This window comes from Acinetobacter sp. CIP-A165, from assembly GCF_000367985.1.
Classification (GTDB): domain Bacteria; phylum Pseudomonadota; class Gammaproteobacteria; order Pseudomonadales; family Moraxellaceae; genus Acinetobacter.
The window spans coordinates 429,815-448,302 of record NZ_KB849201.1 but is presented as its reverse complement, the minus strand read 5'-3'; the positions used below and the strand labels follow the sequence as shown (position 1 = coordinate 448,302).

The following is an 18,488-nucleotide window of genomic DNA, read 5'->3' as shown; positions in this document are numbered from 1 at the left end:
AAACGCTCTCAATCAAAGATATATAGGCGTAATAGGCGATTGGCATTGCCCCACACTTGGTTACAGTGACGCAAACTCGGTACCATCCTCATTAGGTTCATGTCTCAGACTTTGTTTGAGCATACTTAAACGTGTCAGAATACTGAACATGAGTGAGAGTTGCTGCAAAATGATCAATGACTTTGGATCATTATCTTCATCACGATTCAAGCGTTGTCGGATGTTTTGCAGCATATTTTGTGCTGATAAATCAGGCACTTCATCTCTGAGTAGCGCACCTTGAATATCATCGAGAGCTTGATCAAGCAGCGTTAAAATATCTTGATCCTGAATTTGTTCGCGGTGTGCGCCCAACGCGGCGATATAGCTCAAAAAGGTATGGCTGAGGCATAAAAACTCAAAAGCCTGTGTTTTTCGCGTGCTATCAATATTCGGTTCTGTGGCGAGTGTGGAAATCAATGAAGCGACTTCTGCATCGGTATTGTGTGCGGTACGTCGAACCACACGATAGTTCAATGCATTATTGCGACCTTGGTGATATTGTTCAACCACTTCGGCTAAATATTTGCATTGTGCTTGTAACGAACGTTGAATCGAGCGAGGCAGTCTACGAAACTTCCAATCTGGCCAAATGAAGCTGACCCCAAACCACGCCAAGGCACAGCCAATAACGGTATCAATCAAGCGAGGCAGACCTGCGGCAAATGCAGAACCATCTAAGTTAAAGTTGATTAACGCCAGAATCGTAATGAACGCGGTGGCTTGTGCATATTGTTTACTCCGCAGCTCGAAAAATAAAATTCCACTGAGTATCAACATGACCAATTGTCCTTCGATTGAAGGAATAAAATAGATGATTGCTAGACCAACAATAATCCCCACTAAAGTACCGACAATCCGTAAGTATAAGCGTCGTTTAGTGGCATTAAAGTTAGGCTGGCAGACAAACAATGCGGTCATCAGAATCCAATAACCATATTCAATATTGGTGAGTTGAATAAATAGATAACCGATAAAGAGAACGATAGATAAGCGGACAGCATGACGGAATAAAACAGATTCAGGACTTAGATGCTGTTTTACACGCACGACCATGTCATTTATACCTTTAAGGTCATCATCTTTGAGTTGGTTCTCGAGTTGTTGGGTATTGTCTAATTGAAGATTTCGTTCTGTCTCTAGATTTTGTAATTGTGCATCAATCGATTTTAGATTTTGATAAAGCGCAAATAAGGCATTAATCCGTACCTGATCATAAATGCCATCTTCACGCATTTTTTCTAAGGATAGTCTTAAATTTTCAAAGCTATGTTTAAAGCGTTTGTTATGTACATAACGTGTGCGGCTTAAAATAGATTGTGCCAAGTCCTGACAAGCCTTACCTTGGATCGACAAAATCCGTTGGAAGCGGAACAAGATATCGCTGTGTTGGAAAACTTTTGCCAGTTTTTGATAGTCAATGTGGGCGGAGTCTGCACGTTCGTGAATATCTTGAACCACAAAATAATACTGTAGACTGCGCCGCGTATCTTTTTGCCCTCGGTCACCTTTGAGCCGAGTCAGTAATGCCACGCGTAAATTATTAAAAATCGCAATCAGTTTGCTATTTTCCATCGACAAATCAATCATGCTTTGCTGATAACTTGAAGGCGTCATATCGACATCAAACAAATTTGATTTGGCATATAAGAAACTTCCTAATGCGCTATATGAGGCTGAGAGTTGATCTTGTAACTGTCGAACAGGAAATAACAGAAAACTAATTGTTGAAATGAGACCATACCAAGCTGCGCCAGCCACTAATAAAGCGGGCTGTAGATACCATTGCTCAAATAGATGCACTCCTAACATGGTGTATACGGAAATAACCAAACATCCGTAAGCAATCGTGGCATAACGACGACCGAGCGAACCCAACAGAATCCAGCCAATGCATGAGGCAATCAGTCCAATCGCAAAAACCATTGGATAGGGGAATAACAATTGAACCGAGGCAGCGGTGATAAAGAAACCAATATAGGTATATATCAGGTTCATGATGCGAACGGAAAAGCGATCATCAATGTCACTAATTCCCGCCGCAACCACACCTAAAGTCAATGGAATCGTAGCAAGTTGGTAACCCATCAAATAAGGAACAAATGCTGTTCCCGTAAAAGCGATTAACATACGCACGTTGTACATAAACGTGGTGTTATAGGTTGCTTGTTTTAAACGTTTGAACCAAGGATTCAAGAGCTGTCCTTTTTGTATTGTGCCGTCGATTTTATTCTTCATATTATGCACAAATTAAGGTGAGGATGCTAAGCTTACAATCTCATTAAACATGAAAAGTACAGCATTATGCAGGCGGAGCAATCTCAAAAGCGTCAGTATTCCACAGCATGGATTATGTTACTTGCCCTATTAACGGCATTGGGGCCGCTTTCGATCGACATGTATTTACCTGCATTGCCGCAAATGGCAGACGAGTTCGGGGTCAGCACGCAAATGGTGGCCAACAGTTTGCCTGCATATTTCTTGGGGCTTGCCATCGGTCAACTTTTTTATGGACCGATCAGTGATCGTATTGGGCGTAAGACACCGTTATATTTTGGGCTGGCTTTATATGCTATTGCCAGTTTGGCTTGCGTTTTTGTCACCAATGAATGGAGCTTAATAGCCGCGCGTATTTTTCAAGCTTTAGGTGGTTGCGTGGGGGTGGTGATTGCTAGAGCAGCGATTCGAGATCGTTTGGATGTCGCAGGTTCAGCACAGGCTTTTTCTAGCATGATGATCGTGATGGGACTGGCACCGATTTTGTCACCGATCTTTGGCGCTTGGATTTTAATTTTCTTTCCTTGGCAGGTTATTTTTGTCTGCTTAGCCATCATTGGTGTGATTTGTTGGTTGTGCGTGCACTTTTTCTTTAAAGAGTCGTTGCCTGTAGAGCGTCGTTTAAAACTATCGGTTTATCAAGTCACTACGCTCTATGCTGCAATTTTAAAAGATGAAAGCTTTAGAGTGCCGATGTTGGCAGGTTGTCTGACAGGCGCTGCATTATTTTGTTATATCAGCTCAGCTTCTGCTGTTTTTATGGGGCAATATGGACTGTCTCAACAGCAATTCTCATACGCATTTGCACTAAATGCAGCGGGCATTATGTTGATGTCGTCATTGAATAAGCATTTGAATACGCGAATGGGTATTTTTCCGCGCTTACGTTTAGGTGGTTCTATTCAATGCTTTGGTGCTTTGATTGTGGTGAGTGCAGGCTTGATGGTAAATGCACCTTTGTGGTTTTTAATGGTTGGCTTGTTCTTAGTGGTATCAGGTATCGGTTTAACAGGTCCAAATGCGATGGCACTGGCAATGTCTCAGCAAGGTGCACGAGCGGGAACTGCGAGCGCAATCATGGGCAGTACCCAGTTTGCATTTGGTTTACTCGGTGGTGTGATTCTCAATTTCTTGATTTGGAAAGCATCGCTTAATATGGGCTTGATGATGTTGATGTTTACCAGTGTCGGTTTATTCACAATTTTTAAGGTCGGGAAACAGCAAAACAGTATCTCCGTTTAGAGATACTGCTGAAAGTTTGAATTATTCATCTACAAATACAGTGAAGTTTTCTACGGGTTCACGCGGCGTAATAAACGTATTCACTATATGGTCTGGGTCGGCATAGCCCAATGCGACGGCACAGACCAGATCTTCATCTTCAGGCGCGCCAAGCACTTCTAAAACGATGGGGTGAAAATGGTTCCAAGCCGCTTGTGGACACGTATCTAAACCACGTGCTTTTGCTGCAATCATGACGTTTTGGATCATCATGGAAATATCCATTTTTGCACCGATGCCCATGATTTTATTTACAGTAAAGTATAAAGCGACAGGCGCATCGAACAATTGAAAGTTCCGTAATTGTTGTGCAGCCATTCGGTCTTTTTCACCTTTTTGAATGCCAAGTAAGCCATACAGTCCCCAGCCATTTTCACGGCGACGATCAATAAAGGGTGAAATCCACGTTTCAGGATAGTAAGCAAAAGTCTCTTGATAGTGTTGTGCCAGCTCTGGTTTTTGAAAAAGCTCAACTTGCGCCGTACAAACACGGTCAATCATTTCCGCTCGTTTTTTCCCTGTGACCACATAGACTTTCCATGGTTGTGTGTTTGTACCAGATGGGGCACGACTGGCTACAGCGAGAATGTCTTTAATGGTTTGGGTATCAACAGGGGTGTCCAAAAATGCACGTACTGAATGACGTGATGTAATGGCGTCATCAACGTAGCGGACTTGATCCATGTTCATAAAATTTCCTCATGTTTCTTTGATCTTTCTCATATGATGAGACTATAAAGCAATCATGACCTTTTGCGGATGATTTTTAAACCACCAATCAAGATTTGTTTGAAAAATAATCGACCGCGTTGGGGTTGGTGAAAATAGAATCAGTTTTTTTCTATTCGATTTCTTTTTGTGAAAAAGAAATTTATTTATAACACAATGAAATAGAAATAATATTTAGATAGATATGTTCCAAGTATTCTTGTTCTTCTCATAAAAAAATACACACAATATTCTAAATTTATGCATAATACGCCCTTTTTAAAAATTGATTAGGCTTTCCTTGCTGATAAAGGTGAGGGGGATTTTCCATGTTAAGTGTATTAAATTTACCCAATTTTATACTTATGGAAAATGTTGAAATATACACCAGACAAAGGAGCTTCTTATGAGTTCAACTCTCATCCGCAAGCCGTTCGCAGTGCAAGGTTTGGCAATGATCGTTGCAGCCTTGATGATGAACAATGCACACGCAAGCAGTGAGCAAGAGCAGATTCAACAGCTTCGCGCTGAAGTAAATGAGTTAAGGGCTTTATTAGAACAATATCTACCTCCAATAAAACAACAAAGTGATGCCCCAAAAGTTGTAGAAACACCAACTACAGTTATCGCAAATAATGACAATGCTCAGACGGTTACAACAGAGGCGACGCAAAAATCTCCTCTAGGCTTTAGAACTGCTTCAGGTGCTCAAGTGCAACTTTATGGTTTCCTACGTGGTGATGCTTCCTATCAAGTAAAAGGTGGTGATGGCATATTCAACCGTATTAACAAAGTTGATTTGGAAGGCCAAGAAAAAAATAGCGATCGTTTTTATAGCACAGCTACCGTGACCCGATTTGGTCTTGATTTTAAAGCACCTGTCGAAGGCGCAAAAGTTGGTGCTAAGTTAGAAGTCGATTTTCGTGGTGGTAGTAGTAATGATACGATACGGATTCGGCATGCGTATTTGACTTATAACGACTGGTTATTTGGTCAAACCACTTCAACGTTCTTGGCAACTGATGTACAGCCAGAAATGCTGGATTTTAACTCACCATTAGGTATTGGAACCTTCCGCACCCCGATGGTACGCTACAGCGGTAAATTGGATTCAGATATAAGTTATGCCATTGCTTTGGAAAAGAGCAATGATGATAATCGAGTACCCGCATTCACCTCTAAACTGAAATATGACTTTGCAGAAGGTAAAGGTACCAGCTCAGCACGCGTTTTATTGACTGAAGCACGCAGCAAGGCCGCTTTTAACAAAGATCATAAACAAATCAGTGCCAATGATTCAGACTTGGGTTGGGGTGTTGCTGTTGGTGCAAAATATAAGTTCACTGATGCATTACAGGCAATGATTGACTATTCACATGTCAAAGGTGACAGCAAGTTTTTGCTGTATAGCAATAATGCCTTTAATGTAAATCCAAATAATTTGGATATACATCTCAATGAGTTTGATGCATTTACAGCGGGTGTAAGCTATCAAATTACGCCGAAACTGCGTAGTACTTTAGCTTATGGCGCAATGTTTGCAGATGATAGCAATGAATTTGCTAAACAGGCTGTGACCGATGCAACACAAAACAAAACTTTGCAACAAGGTTGGTGGAACGTCATGTATTCACCAGTAACACCAATTACGTTTGGTTTAGAGTATATCTATGGTGAACGTAAGACCTTTGATGGACAAAAAGGTAAGGATAGCCGTGTAGGAGCGATGGCGCGCTATAACTTCTAACCTATCCTGCGGTGTAATCATCCGTGAAAATGAGTTGATTTGATAAACGCAGGGTTCTTACAAAGAACTGTATGCTTTTTATTAAGTTGATTGAGTTTTCACTCATTTTGAGAGTTACTATTTCATTGTTTTATTAGATGGAAAAACGTCGAAAAAACGAATGAAATAAACGGAAGAAGATATGGAATTTACTTTTAATGGTTTTTATACCTTAATTTCGGCGGTTATCGTTTTGTTATTAGGGCGTCTGCTCGTTAATAAAATTGATTTTTTAAGACGTTATAACATTCCAGAGCCAGTCGCTGGTGGTTTGGTTGCAGCAGTATTGTCATTACTGGTTCATTCTTTTTTAGGATACAGTATTATTTTTAGTAGCCAATTACAGACCAGCTTCATGTTGATCTTCTTTGCTTCGATTGGTTTAAGTGCCAATTTTATGAAGCTAAAAGAAGGCGGTATTGGACTGGTATTGTTCTTAGGCTGTATCGCTGCCTATATCGTCGTTCAAAATGCCGTGGGTATGAGCTTGGCTTCATTGCTTGGTGTTGATCCTTTGATTGGTTTGATTGCAGGTTCTGTGACCTTGACCGGTGGTCATGGTACTGCGGGTGCTTGGGGTGAAATCCTAGAAACTCAATATGGTATCCAAGGTGCATTGACCTTAGGTATGGCAAGTGCGACTTTCGGTTTGATTATCGGTGGGATCGTCGGTGGTCCGTTAGCCAAGTTATTGATCAACCGTCATAGTTTGGCACGTGCCAAGACACCTGCTCAAATCCAAGATCGTGATACTCATCCAGATCCGCACCCTGATGATTTGGCACCCTTTGAAAACCCACACCAAGTTCGTTTGATTACTGCTGATAACGCGATTACGACCTTAGGTATGTTTGCGGCTTGTCTTGCATTTGCAGAATTTATGACAGGGTATAGCAAAGGCACATGGTTTGAGTTGCCAACGTTCGTATGGGCACTTGGCGGCGGTGTGATCTTACGTAATATCTTAGAAAGTGTGTTGAAGGTCGATATCTTTGATCGTGCAATCGATGTATTTGGTAATGCGTCGCTTTCGTTATATTTAGCAATGGCACTGTTATCACTGAAACTGTGGCAATTGGCAGATTTGGCTGGTCCATTGGTTATCATTTTAACCGCACAAACATTGGTTATGGCATTGTATGCTGCATTTATCACCTTCCGCGTCATGGGCAAAAACTATGATGCTGCGGTACTGGCAGCAGGTCATTGTGGCTTCGGTATGGGGGCAACACCAACCGCTGTTGCAAACATGCAGGCGATTACCAATATGTATGGACCGTCACATAAAGCATTCTTAATTGTTCCTTTGTGTGGTGCGTTCTTTGTTGATTTAATTAACGCAACAGTGATTCAAGTGATCTTGAAATTCTTTGCCTAAGTCGAATTAAAAAGCCCCTTGTGGGGCTTTTTTGATTTATCCATTGTTAATCGGCTATGTCCATTGATACATAGCATCTGCAAAAGCGAATAAGTGATGAATGAAAAATTAAATGCCACGCTGATGTCGTGGGTACAATTCTTGAATGATCCACTTTGGAATTTCTTGGTTATTTTACTGGTTGCTGTTGGACTGTTTTATACCTTAATTACAGGTGCAGTTCAGCTACGGTTATTCTTGCAAAGTATCCGTGTGATGAAGGGTAGCCGTAAAGAGTGCAAAGATGATCATGGAATTACCCCTTTTCAGGCTTTTGTAACTGGACTCGCCAGTCGTGTTGGCGTGGGGAATATTGCAGGTGTTGCGATTGCGATTGCGATTGGTGGACCGGGTGCTGTTTTTTGGATGTGGTTGACTGCCTTTTTGGGGATGAGTTCAGCATTTGTTGAGTCATCATTGGCCCAGCTGTTCAAAGTCCGAGATCATCAAAATAAGCAATTCCGTGGTGGACCTGCATACTATATTACTCAGGGTTTAAAGCAAAAATGGCTCGGGGTAGTGTTTGCACTTTCACTTATTCTCGCTTATGGCTTTGTCTTTAACGCTGTTCAAGCAAATGCAATTATCGGTGCGACTTCCCACGCTTGGGGATGGGATAAAGCCAATGTTATCTTGGGTTTAGGTGGTCTTGATTTAGAGGTTTCTTGGCTCGGGATCGTGCTGGTGATCATGACTGCGCTGGTGATTTTTGGTGGTATTAAGCGTATTGCGAAGGTTGCAGAGAAGATTGTGCCTTTCATGGCACTTTTATACATCGGGGTTGCTTTGTACATCGCGATGATTAATTTCCCAATGCTACCTGAAATTTTTAAATTGATTTTCACCAAAGCATTCGAGTTTGAAGCAGCGGCAGGTGGTTTCTTTGGTGCCATGATCTCTATGGCGATGATGTTGGGAATTAAACGTGGTTTGTTCTCAAACGAAGCAGGTATGGGTTCTGCACCAAATGCCGCAGCTGCATCTGATGTGAAGCATCCTGTAAACCAAGGTTTGGTGCAAATGCTCGGTGTATTTGTTGATACCTTTGTGGTCTGCTCGTGTACAGCTATTATTATTATGGTTTCAGGTTTGTACCATGAAGCTGGTTTTGAAGGTGTGACCTTAACTCAAAAAGCATTAGAAAGTCAGATCGGTGCTTGGGGTGGTGGTTTCCTTGCAGTTTTACTTTTCTTGTTTGCCTTCTCATCAATCATTGGTAACTATGCTTATGCAGAAAGTAACGTCAGATTTATCAATAACAATGCAAAACTGATGTTTATTTTCCGTGTCATGGTGTTAATGATGGTCTACTTCGGCGCGATCACCAGTGTACCATTGGTGTGGTCGATGGCTGATTTGTCGATGGGCTTGATGGCAACCATTAACTTGATTGCGATTGTGTTATTGACACCAATCTTCTTGATCCTATTGAAAGATTATACCGCTCAACTTAAAAAAGGTATTAAAGATCCTGAATTTAAGATTGATAACTATCCTGAGTTGAAGAAGAAAGTCGATTCAGATATTTGGTAATGTTTAGGGGCTGTTGACATTTCAGCCATGCATTGCGTTATAGGCAAAAACGACTCAAACAAGGCATGAAACGCAGGCAATGGCGATCCCCTTGTCAAGTTTCGTAACGAAGTTTGGGGAAGTTTTAGCCATAACCCTATGGGACAGGGACATTTTTTGCTGTTACTACGTTATGTCTTTCTCATTTAGAATGACTAAATTTCGAAAAACATGTCTTGTACCATCTAAAAAAATGTCCACTGTCGCAAGCATCTGTGAAATGTCAACAGACCCTAAGCTCAAATAGCCCCTTTCGAGGGGCTTTTTTATGAAGTTTTATTGAGAAAATACAAAAAAATGCTACATCTTTTTTTCAATGCAGTCGTTAGAATCCGACCAGAAATTAAATAAAGATGGCAAATGTCGCGTATGAAACAACTTGGGTTATGGACACTTGGACTTTCAGTCATGATGTTAACGGGCTGTCAAACCACCAAACATCTATCGCCAATTGTTGAAGATGCTCAGGCGCATGTGGTCAGTCAACCTTTCGCTCAGATCAAAAAGCAAAAACGCCCTGTGATTGCATTGGTGCTGGGGAGTGGCGGTGCGCGTGGCTATGCGCATATTGGTGTGATTGAAGTTTTAGAGCAGCAGGGGATTCGTCCCGATTTTATTGTGGGCACAAGTGCTGGGAGTATTGTCGGTTCAATCTATGCCAGTGGAAAAAGTGCAGCTGAATTGCGTGATATTGCTTTGAAGTTGAAAGCCAATGATGTACGCGATGTCAGTGTTAGCCTAAAGGGTTTTTTTGATGGGAAAAAGGTCGAAGATTATGTCAATGAGCAAGTGCATAATACCCCACTTCAAAAACTTAAGATTCCAATGTATGTGGTTGCAACAGAATTAAAAGAAGGCGGTAAGACGGTCTTTAATTATGGCAATACAGGGCAGGCGGTACGAGCGTCGGCTTCTATTCCAAGTATGTTTGTCCCGATCAAAATTGGTCATAGTGAATATGTCGATGGGGGACTAGTCAGTCCAGTGCCTGTACAGGTCGCACGTGATTTGGGTGCCGATGTGGTGATTGCCGTTGATATTTTGGCACAACCTGTACATACCGAAACCACCAATGTTTGGGGGCTATTCAATCAAAACATTAATATTATGCAAGGGCGTTTGGCGGAAGAAGAACTTAAATATGCGGATATCGTGATTCAGCCTGATCTCCGTGAAAAGGTGCATATCTTTGATGTCAAAGGACGTGAAATGACCATGCAGGCAGGCGCGGACGCTGCCAAAGAAAAGCTCTCAGATATTCAGTTAGCGATTCAAACCAAGATGCGTCCTAGTTCTAAAACTCAGCAAAACCTCACTTTAAAGTTGAATGACTTAGCGCCATAACTTTGATTGTTTTTAGCAAAGGATTGCTTTTATCTAAACAAATAAAAAATGTCTTACAAAATGCTATGAAAAGTTTGAAAAAACAGGTAAATAACTACATTAGCAATCCATCAGACTAATTTAAGTTTGAGGTTATGGCATACAACCATCCGTCTATTGCAGTACCACAAGGATCGTTCAGTAAGATGTTTAAATCTTTTTTCCCAAATCCACGTTATTTTTTTGCTTCATTGTTATTGTGGGTCATCATTAACATGTTGTTATGGTATTCAGGTGGAAAAGAATGGGGGACATATCTTGGCTTTTCAGAGGGATACCATGAGACAGCTTTACCCATTGATGTGAGCCGTTTTTGGTCTCCAACATTTCTATGGTTCTACCTTTGGTTTTTTGCGGCAACAGCATTATTTGCGATTTTTTGGCGATTTTTCTCCGACAATAAATGGCAGCGTTGGTCAGTTTGGGGTTCAGCATTTATTCTGTTTAATATCTGGTTTGGGGTACAAGTCAGTGTCGTGATTAATGCGTGGTATAACCCATTTTATAATCTCATCCAAACCATGCTATCTAGTGGCGGTGGCGATGTACAAGATCTCTATTCAGGTGTCATGACCTTCCTATACATAGCGATGGTCTACGTGACTTTTGCTGTGTTTAACTTGTTCTTTGTGAGCCATTATGTTTTTCGTTGGCGTACAGCCATGAATGATTTTTATACATCACATTGGGAGCGATTAAGACATATTGAGGGAGCTTCACAGCGTATTCAAGAGGATACGATGCGTTTTGCGAAGACGACGGAAACACTTGGGGTTAACCTCGTCGAAGCACTTTTAACCTTGATTGCTTTTTTGCCCATCTTGGTACAATTATCGGTACATGTAAAAGAATTACCTATAGTAGGTGAAATTCCACACGCCCTTATGATTGCTGCAATTGGTTGGGCAGTGTTGGGTACAGTTGTATTGATGGTTGTTGGTTATAAGTTGCCGGGATTGGAGTTTAATAATCAAAAAGTAGAAGCGGCCTTCCGTAAAGAATTAGTTTATGGCGAAGATCAGCATGATAGGGCACAACCACAAACACTTAAGCAGCTTTTTTCCCAAGTACGCCAAAATTATTTTCGTTTATATTTTCATTATGCCTACTTTAATTTAGTGCGTATTTGGTATTTGCAGTTAGATAATATTTATGGGCTTTTTATTTTATTCCCATCGATTGCTGCGGGTGCTATTACCTTAGGATTGATGATGCAAATCTTAAATGTCTTTAATCAGGTACGTAGTTCATTCCAATATCTGATTAGTTCATGGCCAACGATTATTGAGTTAATGTCGATTCATAAACGTTTAAGAGCATTTGAAAAAACGCTGGGCTAAATCAGACCTTACACAAAATAGAGCTGTATCTTGAAAGCTAGAGAATCTAACTTTTGGGATACAGTTCAAATCGCGGTAGTGGATAAGATCTTATTATAAAAAACAGATCCCTAATCCAGCGCCAAAAGTCATGACCCATAATGGATGTATTTTCTTAAATAAGCCCAGTATTGCGGTCAAAATTACAATCAAAACCAGCAAAACGTTTTGAGTAGAAGCATCGGCGATTAGCCACGCACTGACCAAAACTAAGCCGACTGTGATGGGTTTAAGTGCTTTTTCAAAACGAGCACGTAAAGGGTGATGTTTGAATCGTTGCCAAAACTTGAGCGCATAAATGGTAATAATAGATGATGGTCCAAACTTAGCGATGGATGTCACAATGAGTCCCGCTGGACCTGCAACATGCCACCCAACTAATGGAACGACCATCATATTGGGTCCAGGAGCCGCCTGTGCCATCGCAAACAATGAACTAAACTGTTCGGCTGTCATCCATTGATGTACCGTTACAACTTGATGCTGCATTTCAGGCAAGATCGCATTGCCTCCACCAAAAGCAACCAGCGACAATTGTGTGAATACCATTGCAAGCGTGAGCAATATCATGATTTTTTCACTCCCAATACCAACATATTTATCGCCAGTAAAATAATCAAGATCAGCAGCAACGGCAGCTTGAGCCACAACATAAAGATAAAGGTCAGCAAAATCGTGACAATGGTTAAACGTTTCTTAAAAATAGGTTTCAACATTTTTATGCCTGTTGCAAAAAGTAAGCCTGCAGCGGCAGCGGCTAAACCTTGGATCAGATGCTTAACGCTCGATAAATGTTGAAAATGCACGTAGGTCTGATAGATCAGTAACACAATGATGGTTGGAGCAGAGATCAAACCAAGTACAGAACTGACTGCACCTTTAATACCTTGAAACTCCATGCCGATCGCTACTGCCATATTGATAATATTGCCACCGGGTAGCACCTGACAAATCCCCAGCAGATCTGTGAATTTAGCCTCATCTAACCATTTTTGTTCTTCTACGATGACGCGATATGCCAGTGGCAAAACACCGCCAAAGCCAATCAATCCCAATTTCATAAACCCCATAAACAGCGCCTTACTATCAGGTGTTGTAGATGATGATTCATGTGCTATTGAAATGGCTTGAGCTTTCATTAGGAGTTTTTCCTCATTGACCTTACTGGTAATAGGATGGTGGAATAGTGGTATATTTACAAATGCTTTATTTTTCATTATCTATACTTTTAAGGTATGTATGATCGACATCCATAAACTCAAAGCCTTTATTGCAGTTGTTGAGGAAAGCAATATTTCCAAGGCAGCTGTTCGCTTGCATATACAACAACCGCCACTGACGCGTCTGATTAAAAGTCTAGAGAAAGATTTAGATACCGTGTTGTTAAAACGATTGCCGCGTGGTGTTGAAGTGACTGAAGCAGGCAAGGCCTTATACCAAGAGGCGCTGACGATTTTGGATCATGCGGAATCTATTCCCCGAAGAGTGCGTAATATTGCGCAAGGAAAGGAAGGTCAGATTAATATTGGATTTACCCACTCTATTGGTTTGCACCCTTTTTTACCTGCTTTATTGCGCCAATATCGAGAGCAATTTTCTGCTGTTGCCATTCACTTAGAAGAGGACAGTAGTAGTGCTTTGGTGGATGCGGTGATCAATGAAAAATTAGATATTGCCTTTCTGCGAAAACCAGCACCGATACACGCCGATTTGCACAGTTTGTATGTCTTAGATGAACCTTTAATGGTGGCTTTGCCGAGCAACCATCCTTTGGTCGAGCAGCAAGGAGCAATTCATTTACCTGACTTAGAAGCTTATGAGTTCGTGTTATATCGCCGTCTAGGCGGGCAAGACTTATTTGATAATATTTTGGCAAATTGCTATCAGGCAGGCTTTAGTCCAAATATTGTCCAAGAGGCGCCACGTTTAACCTCAAGTCTTAATCTGATTGCAGCAGGGATTGGGCTCTCGATCGTACCAGCCTCTATTCAAGAGTTTTGGAACAAGCAGATTGTCTATCGTCCTTTAGAAGCGGCTCAACCATGTATTGCACCCATTTATGCAATTTACCGAATGAAAGAAAAGAGTGTGCGAGTTAATCATTTTCTGAGGTTATTAAATACGAGTAGGTTAAGTGCTTAAGCATCAGCTTCGATTGTAATTAGAAAAAGCGTTAAACTGCTGTTGAGATGAATAATAAATAAACCAAATAGAGAAAAGCCATGAAAAATTTGCTGTCAGGTTGTTGTTTAGTTGCGATGAGCTCCGTTGCTGTTGCCCAAGAGATAAAAGGAATTGCTTTTTTCCATCAAAATTGGGAAATGTATTGCAGCAATACAGGTACTTGTCGTGCGGCTGGCTATCAAGCAGATGCGGCTGGTGATAACCCAGCGTCATTACTTTTGACACGCCAAGCAGGTGCGAAGCAAGCGGTGACAGCCAAGTTTGCTTTAGCGCTATATGATGAACAAAGTATTCCAGCCAATAAACTGAAAAATATTCGATTCTATCTCAATGGAAAAGACTTGGGACAGGTGACGGTAGATGGCAATGAATCGCCCTTAATGGGAAAACTATCTGCATCGCAAGTCACGGCTTTATTGCAACAGGCGCAACAAAAATCGGAAATTGTAATTAAAAATGCGTCTTTCCAATGGCAAATCTCGGACGCTGGTATGACGGCGACTTTATTGAAAATGGATGATTTTCAGAAGCGTGTCGGAACGGTAGGCGCATTGGTGAAAAAAGGTAAGGGTGATGAATCCAAAGTCTTAAAGGCTCAGCCTAAGCGAGTGATCAAGCGGGTCAACACCGCAACTGAGCCTTATTTGACCTTACAACCGAGTAACAAGCAGTACCCATCTATTTATCAGCGTTTAATGGCAGCACAACCGACTCCAAAAGAGGAGGGTTTCTGTGAAGGGATTTATGATTATGCTCGTGATGGTGCACAATCTCAGCCGATCCAACTTTATAAGTTAAGTAATCATAAAGTGTTAGCGATGAGCTTATGCTGGCGTGCTGCTTATAACGAAGGTTATGGTGCGTGGGTGATGGATGAGTCATTAAAGGGTAAAGCGACTTTTGTGACTGAACATGCTTCTGATTTTGGTGCTGGCGTGATTGGTAGTGCGCAAAAAGGTCGAGGAATTGGTGATTGTTGGTCAAGTTCGGAGTGGGTTTGGGATGGTCAAAAGTTTGTTCAAAGTAGAGACATGTGGACGGGAATGTGTAAAGGTTTAGCTGCTGGTGGTGTGTGGGAATTAGATTTGATCGAAGCAGTTGTGAAATGATACCTGTGGTTACACAGTCTCACAGATGATTGTATTGGCTCTATGGTACAAAGAGACAGATTGCATTTTGGAACTGCGCTTATGTCTCGTGTTTATATTTCTCCTCGTCGTAAATTTTCTCATTTGAGTCGTTCTATATTGATGGCTGCGGCTGTGCTAGGAACAACTCAAGTGGCAATGGCAGGACCTACAGTTGATCAACTCAGTGATTGTTTAGTTAAAGCGACCACGGCCGCCGATAAAACCACGGTATTGCAATGGACCTATAGTGCTTTAGCGGCACATCCTGATTTAAAAACGTTTAGTAGTGTCACGCCTGAGCAGAAAACTCAGCTTGATCAAAAGTTGGCACAAGTTTTACAGCGTGTGATTGTGGAGCAGTGTTCGGCTCAGACTAAAGCGGTGATTCAGGCAGAGGGGATTCAGGCAGTTGGTGAGGCTTTTCAGCAGTTAGGTCAGAGCGCGGGTGAGGATATTGTCAAAGATCCTGCGGTCAGACAGCAGTTGCAAGGTACATTGCGTTATATTGATTTAAATAAATTGGTCACGACTTTTTTAACACCTGATATTTGGAATAAGTTGGGTGTGTTAAGAGGGGAGTGATTTTTATAACCTTGTTTAATTTGTATTTGAGCCTTTACTTTAAAATTCTCTTAAAAATGGGGGTAATCATTTAGTCTAGAGCTAAATAAGAATTTCATTATTTTAATAGACTGTGGCAGCTTGTGAGGTGGAAGCTATCGGGGAGATTTTATAAATGCAAGTGATAATAAGAAATTAATTTATTGTAATAAAATTCTTTTTTGTTAGAATTCTAAAAAAACTAACATTAAGAGGGTGTTATGGAGTGGTATTACTGGGCGTTTTCAGGCATTGGTGGTGTGGTATTAACCTTATATTTTACTTTTTTTAGAAGTCCAAAAGATGCAGTAACTCAACAAAATACCAATAAGAATGGTACTCAAACTAATAACAATGGGAGTAACAATACTACTCAAGTTGTTAATATAGGGGCGGTTCAAGTGAAAGATGTAGAGGAAGAAAAACAAGTTCAGAAAATGGATATTAGTACATTGAAGTCCAAAGTTAGAATATTGTTTATTGATGATCAGGACTTTCCAGTTATTAAGAATTTAAAAAGATCAGGTTGGAGTGTTGATCATCTTTATAAGGTTGATGATATTGATCACCCTTATATTATAGCAAGTCATATTCTTTTTGTGGATATTAATGGTGTAGCTAAAGATTTATCAGATGAAGATGGAATTGGATTGGTTAAAGCTTTAAAGAAAAAATATGCAAGTGAAAAAAAAGTTATTATTTACTCTGCTGAATCTGATGGAGATAGATTTAATGAGGCTTTTAGATTGTGTGATGATTTTTTGCCCAAGCAATCTGACTATTTTGAATTTTCGGGGATAGTTGAGAAATATTCGCAAGAGATTATTAAGTGAAAGATATAGTTTTTTATACGTATTGTAAAAATAGTCATGATAATGTTTTAATTAATACATTAGACTTCCGTCATAAATCAAAAAACGTACAATTTATTTGATCTTAAATTAATCAGCAAAATTATTTAATTCAAGAGATAATCCTTGGATGAAATTCAAAGATATTCAAAAATTATCAAACGTTAAGTTTCGTAGGCTTACCGGTGTTAGTTGGGCTACATTTAACCTCATGTTGGCCGAGCTAAATAAGCATTTACCTCGTCATATTGGTAAAGGACGACCGCATAAATTACCGTTGGAAGATCGTTTGCTCTTATGTATAGAATATTGGAGAGAATATCGAACATTTTTCCATCTTGGTATGAGTTACGGTGTATCTGAAACGAGTGCAATTCGTATCACACGTGTTATTGAAGATACCTTAATCCGTTCTGGAAAATTCAACTTGCCAAAACAACTTCCTAATCGAGATGAAGTGGATTGGGAAGTTGTTGTGATTGATGCCACTGAAATATTAGTTCAACGTCCAAAAAAAACAGAAGAAATGGTATAGCGGTAAAAAAAAGCGACATACCTTTAAATTTCAGCTATCTATGCACTATATAACAGGTGAAATACTGAGTGTATGTGGAAGTCATGGAAGCATGCATGATTTTAAAATATTTAAAAAAAGCATGAGGAAATTAAAATTTAAGCCCTTTTTTATCGTTGATAAGGGTTATTTAGGGATAAAGAAATTGGGTTTTGGATGCCTCATGCCATCTAAAGCAAAGAAAACTGAAAAACTAGATTCTGAATTAAAAAAGTTAAATAAAGAGATTGGTCGTAGACGAATTCAAGTAGAGCATGTATTTGGAAGGATGAAATGTTTTAAGATTTTATCTTGTGTATATAGAAATCGTCGTAAAAGATTAAACCTGCGGTTTAATTTACTTGCTGGCATATACAATTTAGATTGGGTGAAAGATAAACAATTAAATTGATTGAAAAATGATTTATGAAGGAAGTCTATTACCTTGCAGTGAAATGGATAGGCTTAATACATATTTGGTCACTGGAAATGATAATGATTTAAAATGTATTAATTCAAAATATAAAATTATTGATATAGAAGGCTATTTTATTTATGTAGTTGCAAAAAATAAAGGAAGATTTCCAGTTTCTAGAAACTCTTTGGATTTATATTTAGAATTATTGATTGAAGTTTTGTCTAATATTGATGAGGCTGTGGATAAAATTAAAAATGATACAAGACGTATTTTACATAATGTTGTTTCATTAAATAGTTTTAATAATCAAGAGTTTGATAGTATTTTTTCTCCAGAGGAAATGGTTGGGTTATCTCATAAGAAAACGATAACTTTCATGGAAGATGAAGTTAAGAAAAAGCCAAAAAGTGTGGCAAAATCTATTCTTAAGATTAATAAAAATAGTAGTGAAATAAATTATGAGCTAGATATTTTTAAATATATTTTAAACCCAAATTATGTCTTAAGAAAAAGTAATCAAAATATTCATCGTGTTACGAAAAGAATATTGGATACTTTTTTCTTGGATTTTTTGGATAAAGGGGTTGTTGTTGAACTTAATACGGAAAATGATGAGAAAATTGAGTGTGAATTGAATTTTGATTGTCTTCGTTATGCTATTTATAATATATTTCATAATTCTTTAAAGTATTCAAAAAAAGATAGTAGTATTGCTGTTGATATTTATAAGGAACTAGATTCAATATGTATTGAATTTAATATGATTAGTCTTAAAATAAAAGATAATGAAGTGGATAGAATATTTTATGATGGATATTGAACCGTACCAGGTTTGTCGGAGACTCAATATTCTGAGAGACTATTCCGATGAAAAAACCAAACTATACCCCCGAAATTAGAGAAAGAGCGG

General features: G+C 39.7%; 16 protein-coding genes and 1 pseudogene. 13 read left to right on the top strand and 4 right to left on the bottom strand.

What is annotated here, in order from left to right; translation table 11 throughout:
• Positions 1–60: 60 nt before the first annotated feature.
• A complete protein-coding gene (gene yccS / locus F991_RS04800) occupies positions 61–2,235 on the bottom strand; it encodes a YccS family putative transporter (protein WP_034595438.1) in 2,175 nt (724 codons plus the stop codon).
• Positions 2,236–2,343: 108 nt separating this feature from the next.
• Here yccS and F991_RS04795 point away from each other — a divergent pair, with 108 nt between their 5' ends.
• Complete coding sequence (locus F991_RS04795) at positions 2,344–3,558, top strand: multidrug effflux MFS transporter (protein ID WP_004669397.1); 1,215 nt, start codon at positions 2,344–2,346, stop codon at positions 3,556–3,558.
• 21 nt (positions 3,559–3,579) lie between these two features.
• On the opposite strand, the gene F991_RS04790 is transcribed toward F991_RS04795, so the two are convergent.
• Complete coding sequence (locus F991_RS04790; RefSeq protein ID WP_004669395.1) at positions 3,580–4,287, bottom strand: nitroreductase; 708 nt, start codon at positions 4,285–4,287, stop codon at positions 3,580–3,582.
• A 424-nt stretch (positions 4,288–4,711) separates the two neighbouring features.
• Between F991_RS04790 and F991_RS04785 the strand changes: the two genes are divergently transcribed.
• From F991_RS04785 to sbmA, 5 genes are all read left to right on the top strand, one after another.
• Entirely contained in the window at positions 4,712–6,052 is a 1,341-nt protein-coding gene (locus F991_RS04785; protein WP_004669393.1) for a DcaP family trimeric outer membrane transporter, read from the top strand.
• Between the two features lie 181 nt (positions 6,053–6,233).
• On the top strand, positions 6,234–7,469 hold the full coding sequence (gene gltS / locus F991_RS04780; protein ID WP_004669392.1) for a sodium/glutamate symporter: 1,236 nt from the start codon (positions 6,234–6,236) through the stop codon (positions 7,467–7,469).
• Positions 7,470–7,565: 96 nt separating this feature from the next.
• Positions 7,566–9,041: an alanine/glycine:cation symporter family protein gene (locus tag F991_RS04775; RefSeq protein ID WP_004669389.1), complete on the top strand. Its 1,476-nt coding sequence runs from the start codon at positions 7,566–7,568 to the stop codon at positions 9,039–9,041.
• 408 nt (positions 9,042–9,449) lie between these two features.
• On the top strand, positions 9,450–10,424 hold the full coding sequence (locus F991_RS04770; protein ID WP_212749347.1) for a patatin-like phospholipase family protein: 975 nt from the start codon (positions 9,450–9,452) through the stop codon (positions 10,422–10,424).
• Positions 10,425–10,609: 185 nt separating this feature from the next.
• Entirely contained in the window at positions 10,610–11,803 is a 1,194-nt protein-coding gene (gene sbmA / locus F991_RS04765) for a peptide antibiotic transporter SbmA (RefSeq protein WP_004669385.1), read from the top strand.
• A gap of 93 nt (positions 11,804–11,896) precedes the next feature.
• Here the strand turns inward: sbmA and F991_RS04760 are convergent, their stop codons facing one another.
• Positions 11,897–12,412 (bottom strand): chromate transporter, encoded by a 516-nt coding sequence (locus tag F991_RS04760; protein WP_004669381.1) that lies wholly within the window; start codon positions 12,410–12,412, stop codon positions 11,897–11,899.
• The gene (locus F991_RS04755) at positions 12,409–12,981 is read right to left on the bottom strand and encodes a chromate transporter (protein ID WP_004669379.1); all 573 of its coding nucleotides are present in this window, start codon (positions 12,979–12,981) and stop codon (positions 12,409–12,411) included. Before F991_RS04755 ends, F991_RS04760 begins: the two co-directional genes overlap by 4 nt.
• A 100-nt stretch (positions 12,982–13,081) precedes the next feature.
• Between F991_RS04755 and F991_RS04750 the strand changes: the two genes are divergently transcribed.
• The 7 genes and pseudogenes from F991_RS04750 (at position 13,082) to F991_RS04715 (ending at position 18,398) form a co-directional block, all read left to right on the top strand.
• On the top strand, positions 13,082–13,984 hold the full coding sequence (locus tag F991_RS04750) for a LysR family transcriptional regulator (RefSeq protein WP_004669378.1): 903 nt from the start codon (positions 13,082–13,084) through the stop codon (positions 13,982–13,984).
• Between the two features lie 80 nt (positions 13,985–14,064).
• Positions 14,065–15,135, top strand: a complete 1,071-nt coding sequence (locus tag F991_RS04745; RefSeq protein WP_004669376.1) for a DUF1176 domain-containing protein — start codon at positions 14,065–14,067, stop codon at positions 15,133–15,135.
• Between the two features lie 81 nt (positions 15,136–15,216).
• Positions 15,217–15,738, top strand: a complete 522-nt coding sequence (locus tag F991_RS04740; protein ID WP_004669374.1) for a hypothetical protein — start codon at positions 15,217–15,219, stop codon at positions 15,736–15,738.
• Between the two features lie 239 nt (positions 15,739–15,977).
• Positions 15,978–16,589, top strand: a complete 612-nt coding sequence (locus F991_RS04735) for a DNA-binding transcriptional response regulator (protein ID WP_004669372.1) — start codon at positions 15,978–15,980, stop codon at positions 16,587–16,589.
• A gap of 148 nt (positions 16,590–16,737) precedes the next feature.
• Positions 16,738–17,142 carry a transposase family protein gene (locus F991_RS04730; protein ID WP_000669095.1) on the top strand — a complete coding sequence of 135 codons (405 nt, stop codon included), beginning with the start codon at positions 16,738–16,740 and terminating at the stop codon, positions 17,140–17,142.
• Positions 17,143–17,179: 37 nt separating this feature from the next.
• Positions 17,180–17,572, top strand: a pseudogene (locus F991_RS17085) (transposase family protein); the annotation flags it as partial.
• A gap of 7 nt (positions 17,573–17,579) precedes the next feature.
• Entirely contained in the window at positions 17,580–18,398 is an 819-nt protein-coding gene (locus F991_RS04715) for an ATP-binding protein (RefSeq protein WP_004669369.1), read from the top strand.
• Positions 18,399–18,488 lie beyond the last annotated feature (90 nt).

Coding starts and splice junctions, on each gene's coding strand:
- F991_RS04740 (WP_004669374.1), top strand. CDS start 15,217: ATGTCTCGTGTTTATATTTCTCCTCGTCGTAAATTTTCTCATTTGAGT.
- F991_RS04745 (WP_004669376.1), top strand. CDS start 14,065: ATGAAAAATTTGCTGTCAGGTTGTTGTTTAGTTGCGATGAGCTCCGTT.
- F991_RS04735 (WP_004669372.1), top strand. CDS start 15,978: ATGGAGTGGTATTACTGGGCGTTTTCAGGCATTGGTGGTGTGGTATTA.
- gltS (WP_004669392.1), top strand. CDS start 6,234: ATGGAATTTACTTTTAATGGTTTTTATACCTTAATTTCGGCGGTTATC.
- F991_RS04760 (WP_004669381.1), bottom strand. CDS start 12,412: ATGATATTGCTCACGCTTGCAATGGTATTCACACAATTGTCGCTGGTT.
- F991_RS04750 (WP_004669378.1), top strand. CDS start 13,082: ATGATCGACATCCATAAACTCAAAGCCTTTATTGCAGTTGTTGAGGAA.
- F991_RS04775 (WP_004669389.1), top strand. CDS start 7,566: ATGAATGAAAAATTAAATGCCACGCTGATGTCGTGGGTACAATTCTTG.
- F991_RS04795 (WP_004669397.1), top strand. CDS start 2,344: ATGCAGGCGGAGCAATCTCAAAAGCGTCAGTATTCCACAGCATGGATT.
- F991_RS04790 (WP_004669395.1), bottom strand. CDS start 4,287: ATGAACATGGATCAAGTCCGCTACGTTGATGACGCCATTACATCACGT.
- sbmA (WP_004669385.1), top strand. CDS start 10,610: ATGTTTAAATCTTTTTTCCCAAATCCACGTTATTTTTTTGCTTCATTG.
- F991_RS04770 (WP_212749347.1), top strand. CDS start 9,450: ATGAAACAACTTGGGTTATGGACACTTGGACTTTCAGTCATGATGTTA.
- F991_RS04755 (WP_004669379.1), bottom strand. CDS start 12,981: ATGAAAGCTCAAGCCATTTCAATAGCACATGAATCATCATCTACAACA.
- F991_RS04785 (WP_004669393.1), top strand. CDS start 4,712: ATGAGTTCAACTCTCATCCGCAAGCCGTTCGCAGTGCAAGGTTTGGCA.
- F991_RS04715 (WP_004669369.1), top strand. CDS start 17,580: ATGATTTATGAAGGAAGTCTATTACCTTGCAGTGAAATGGATAGGCTT.
- F991_RS04730 (WP_000669095.1), top strand. CDS start 16,738: ATGAAATTCAAAGATATTCAAAAATTATCAAACGTTAAGTTTCGTAGG.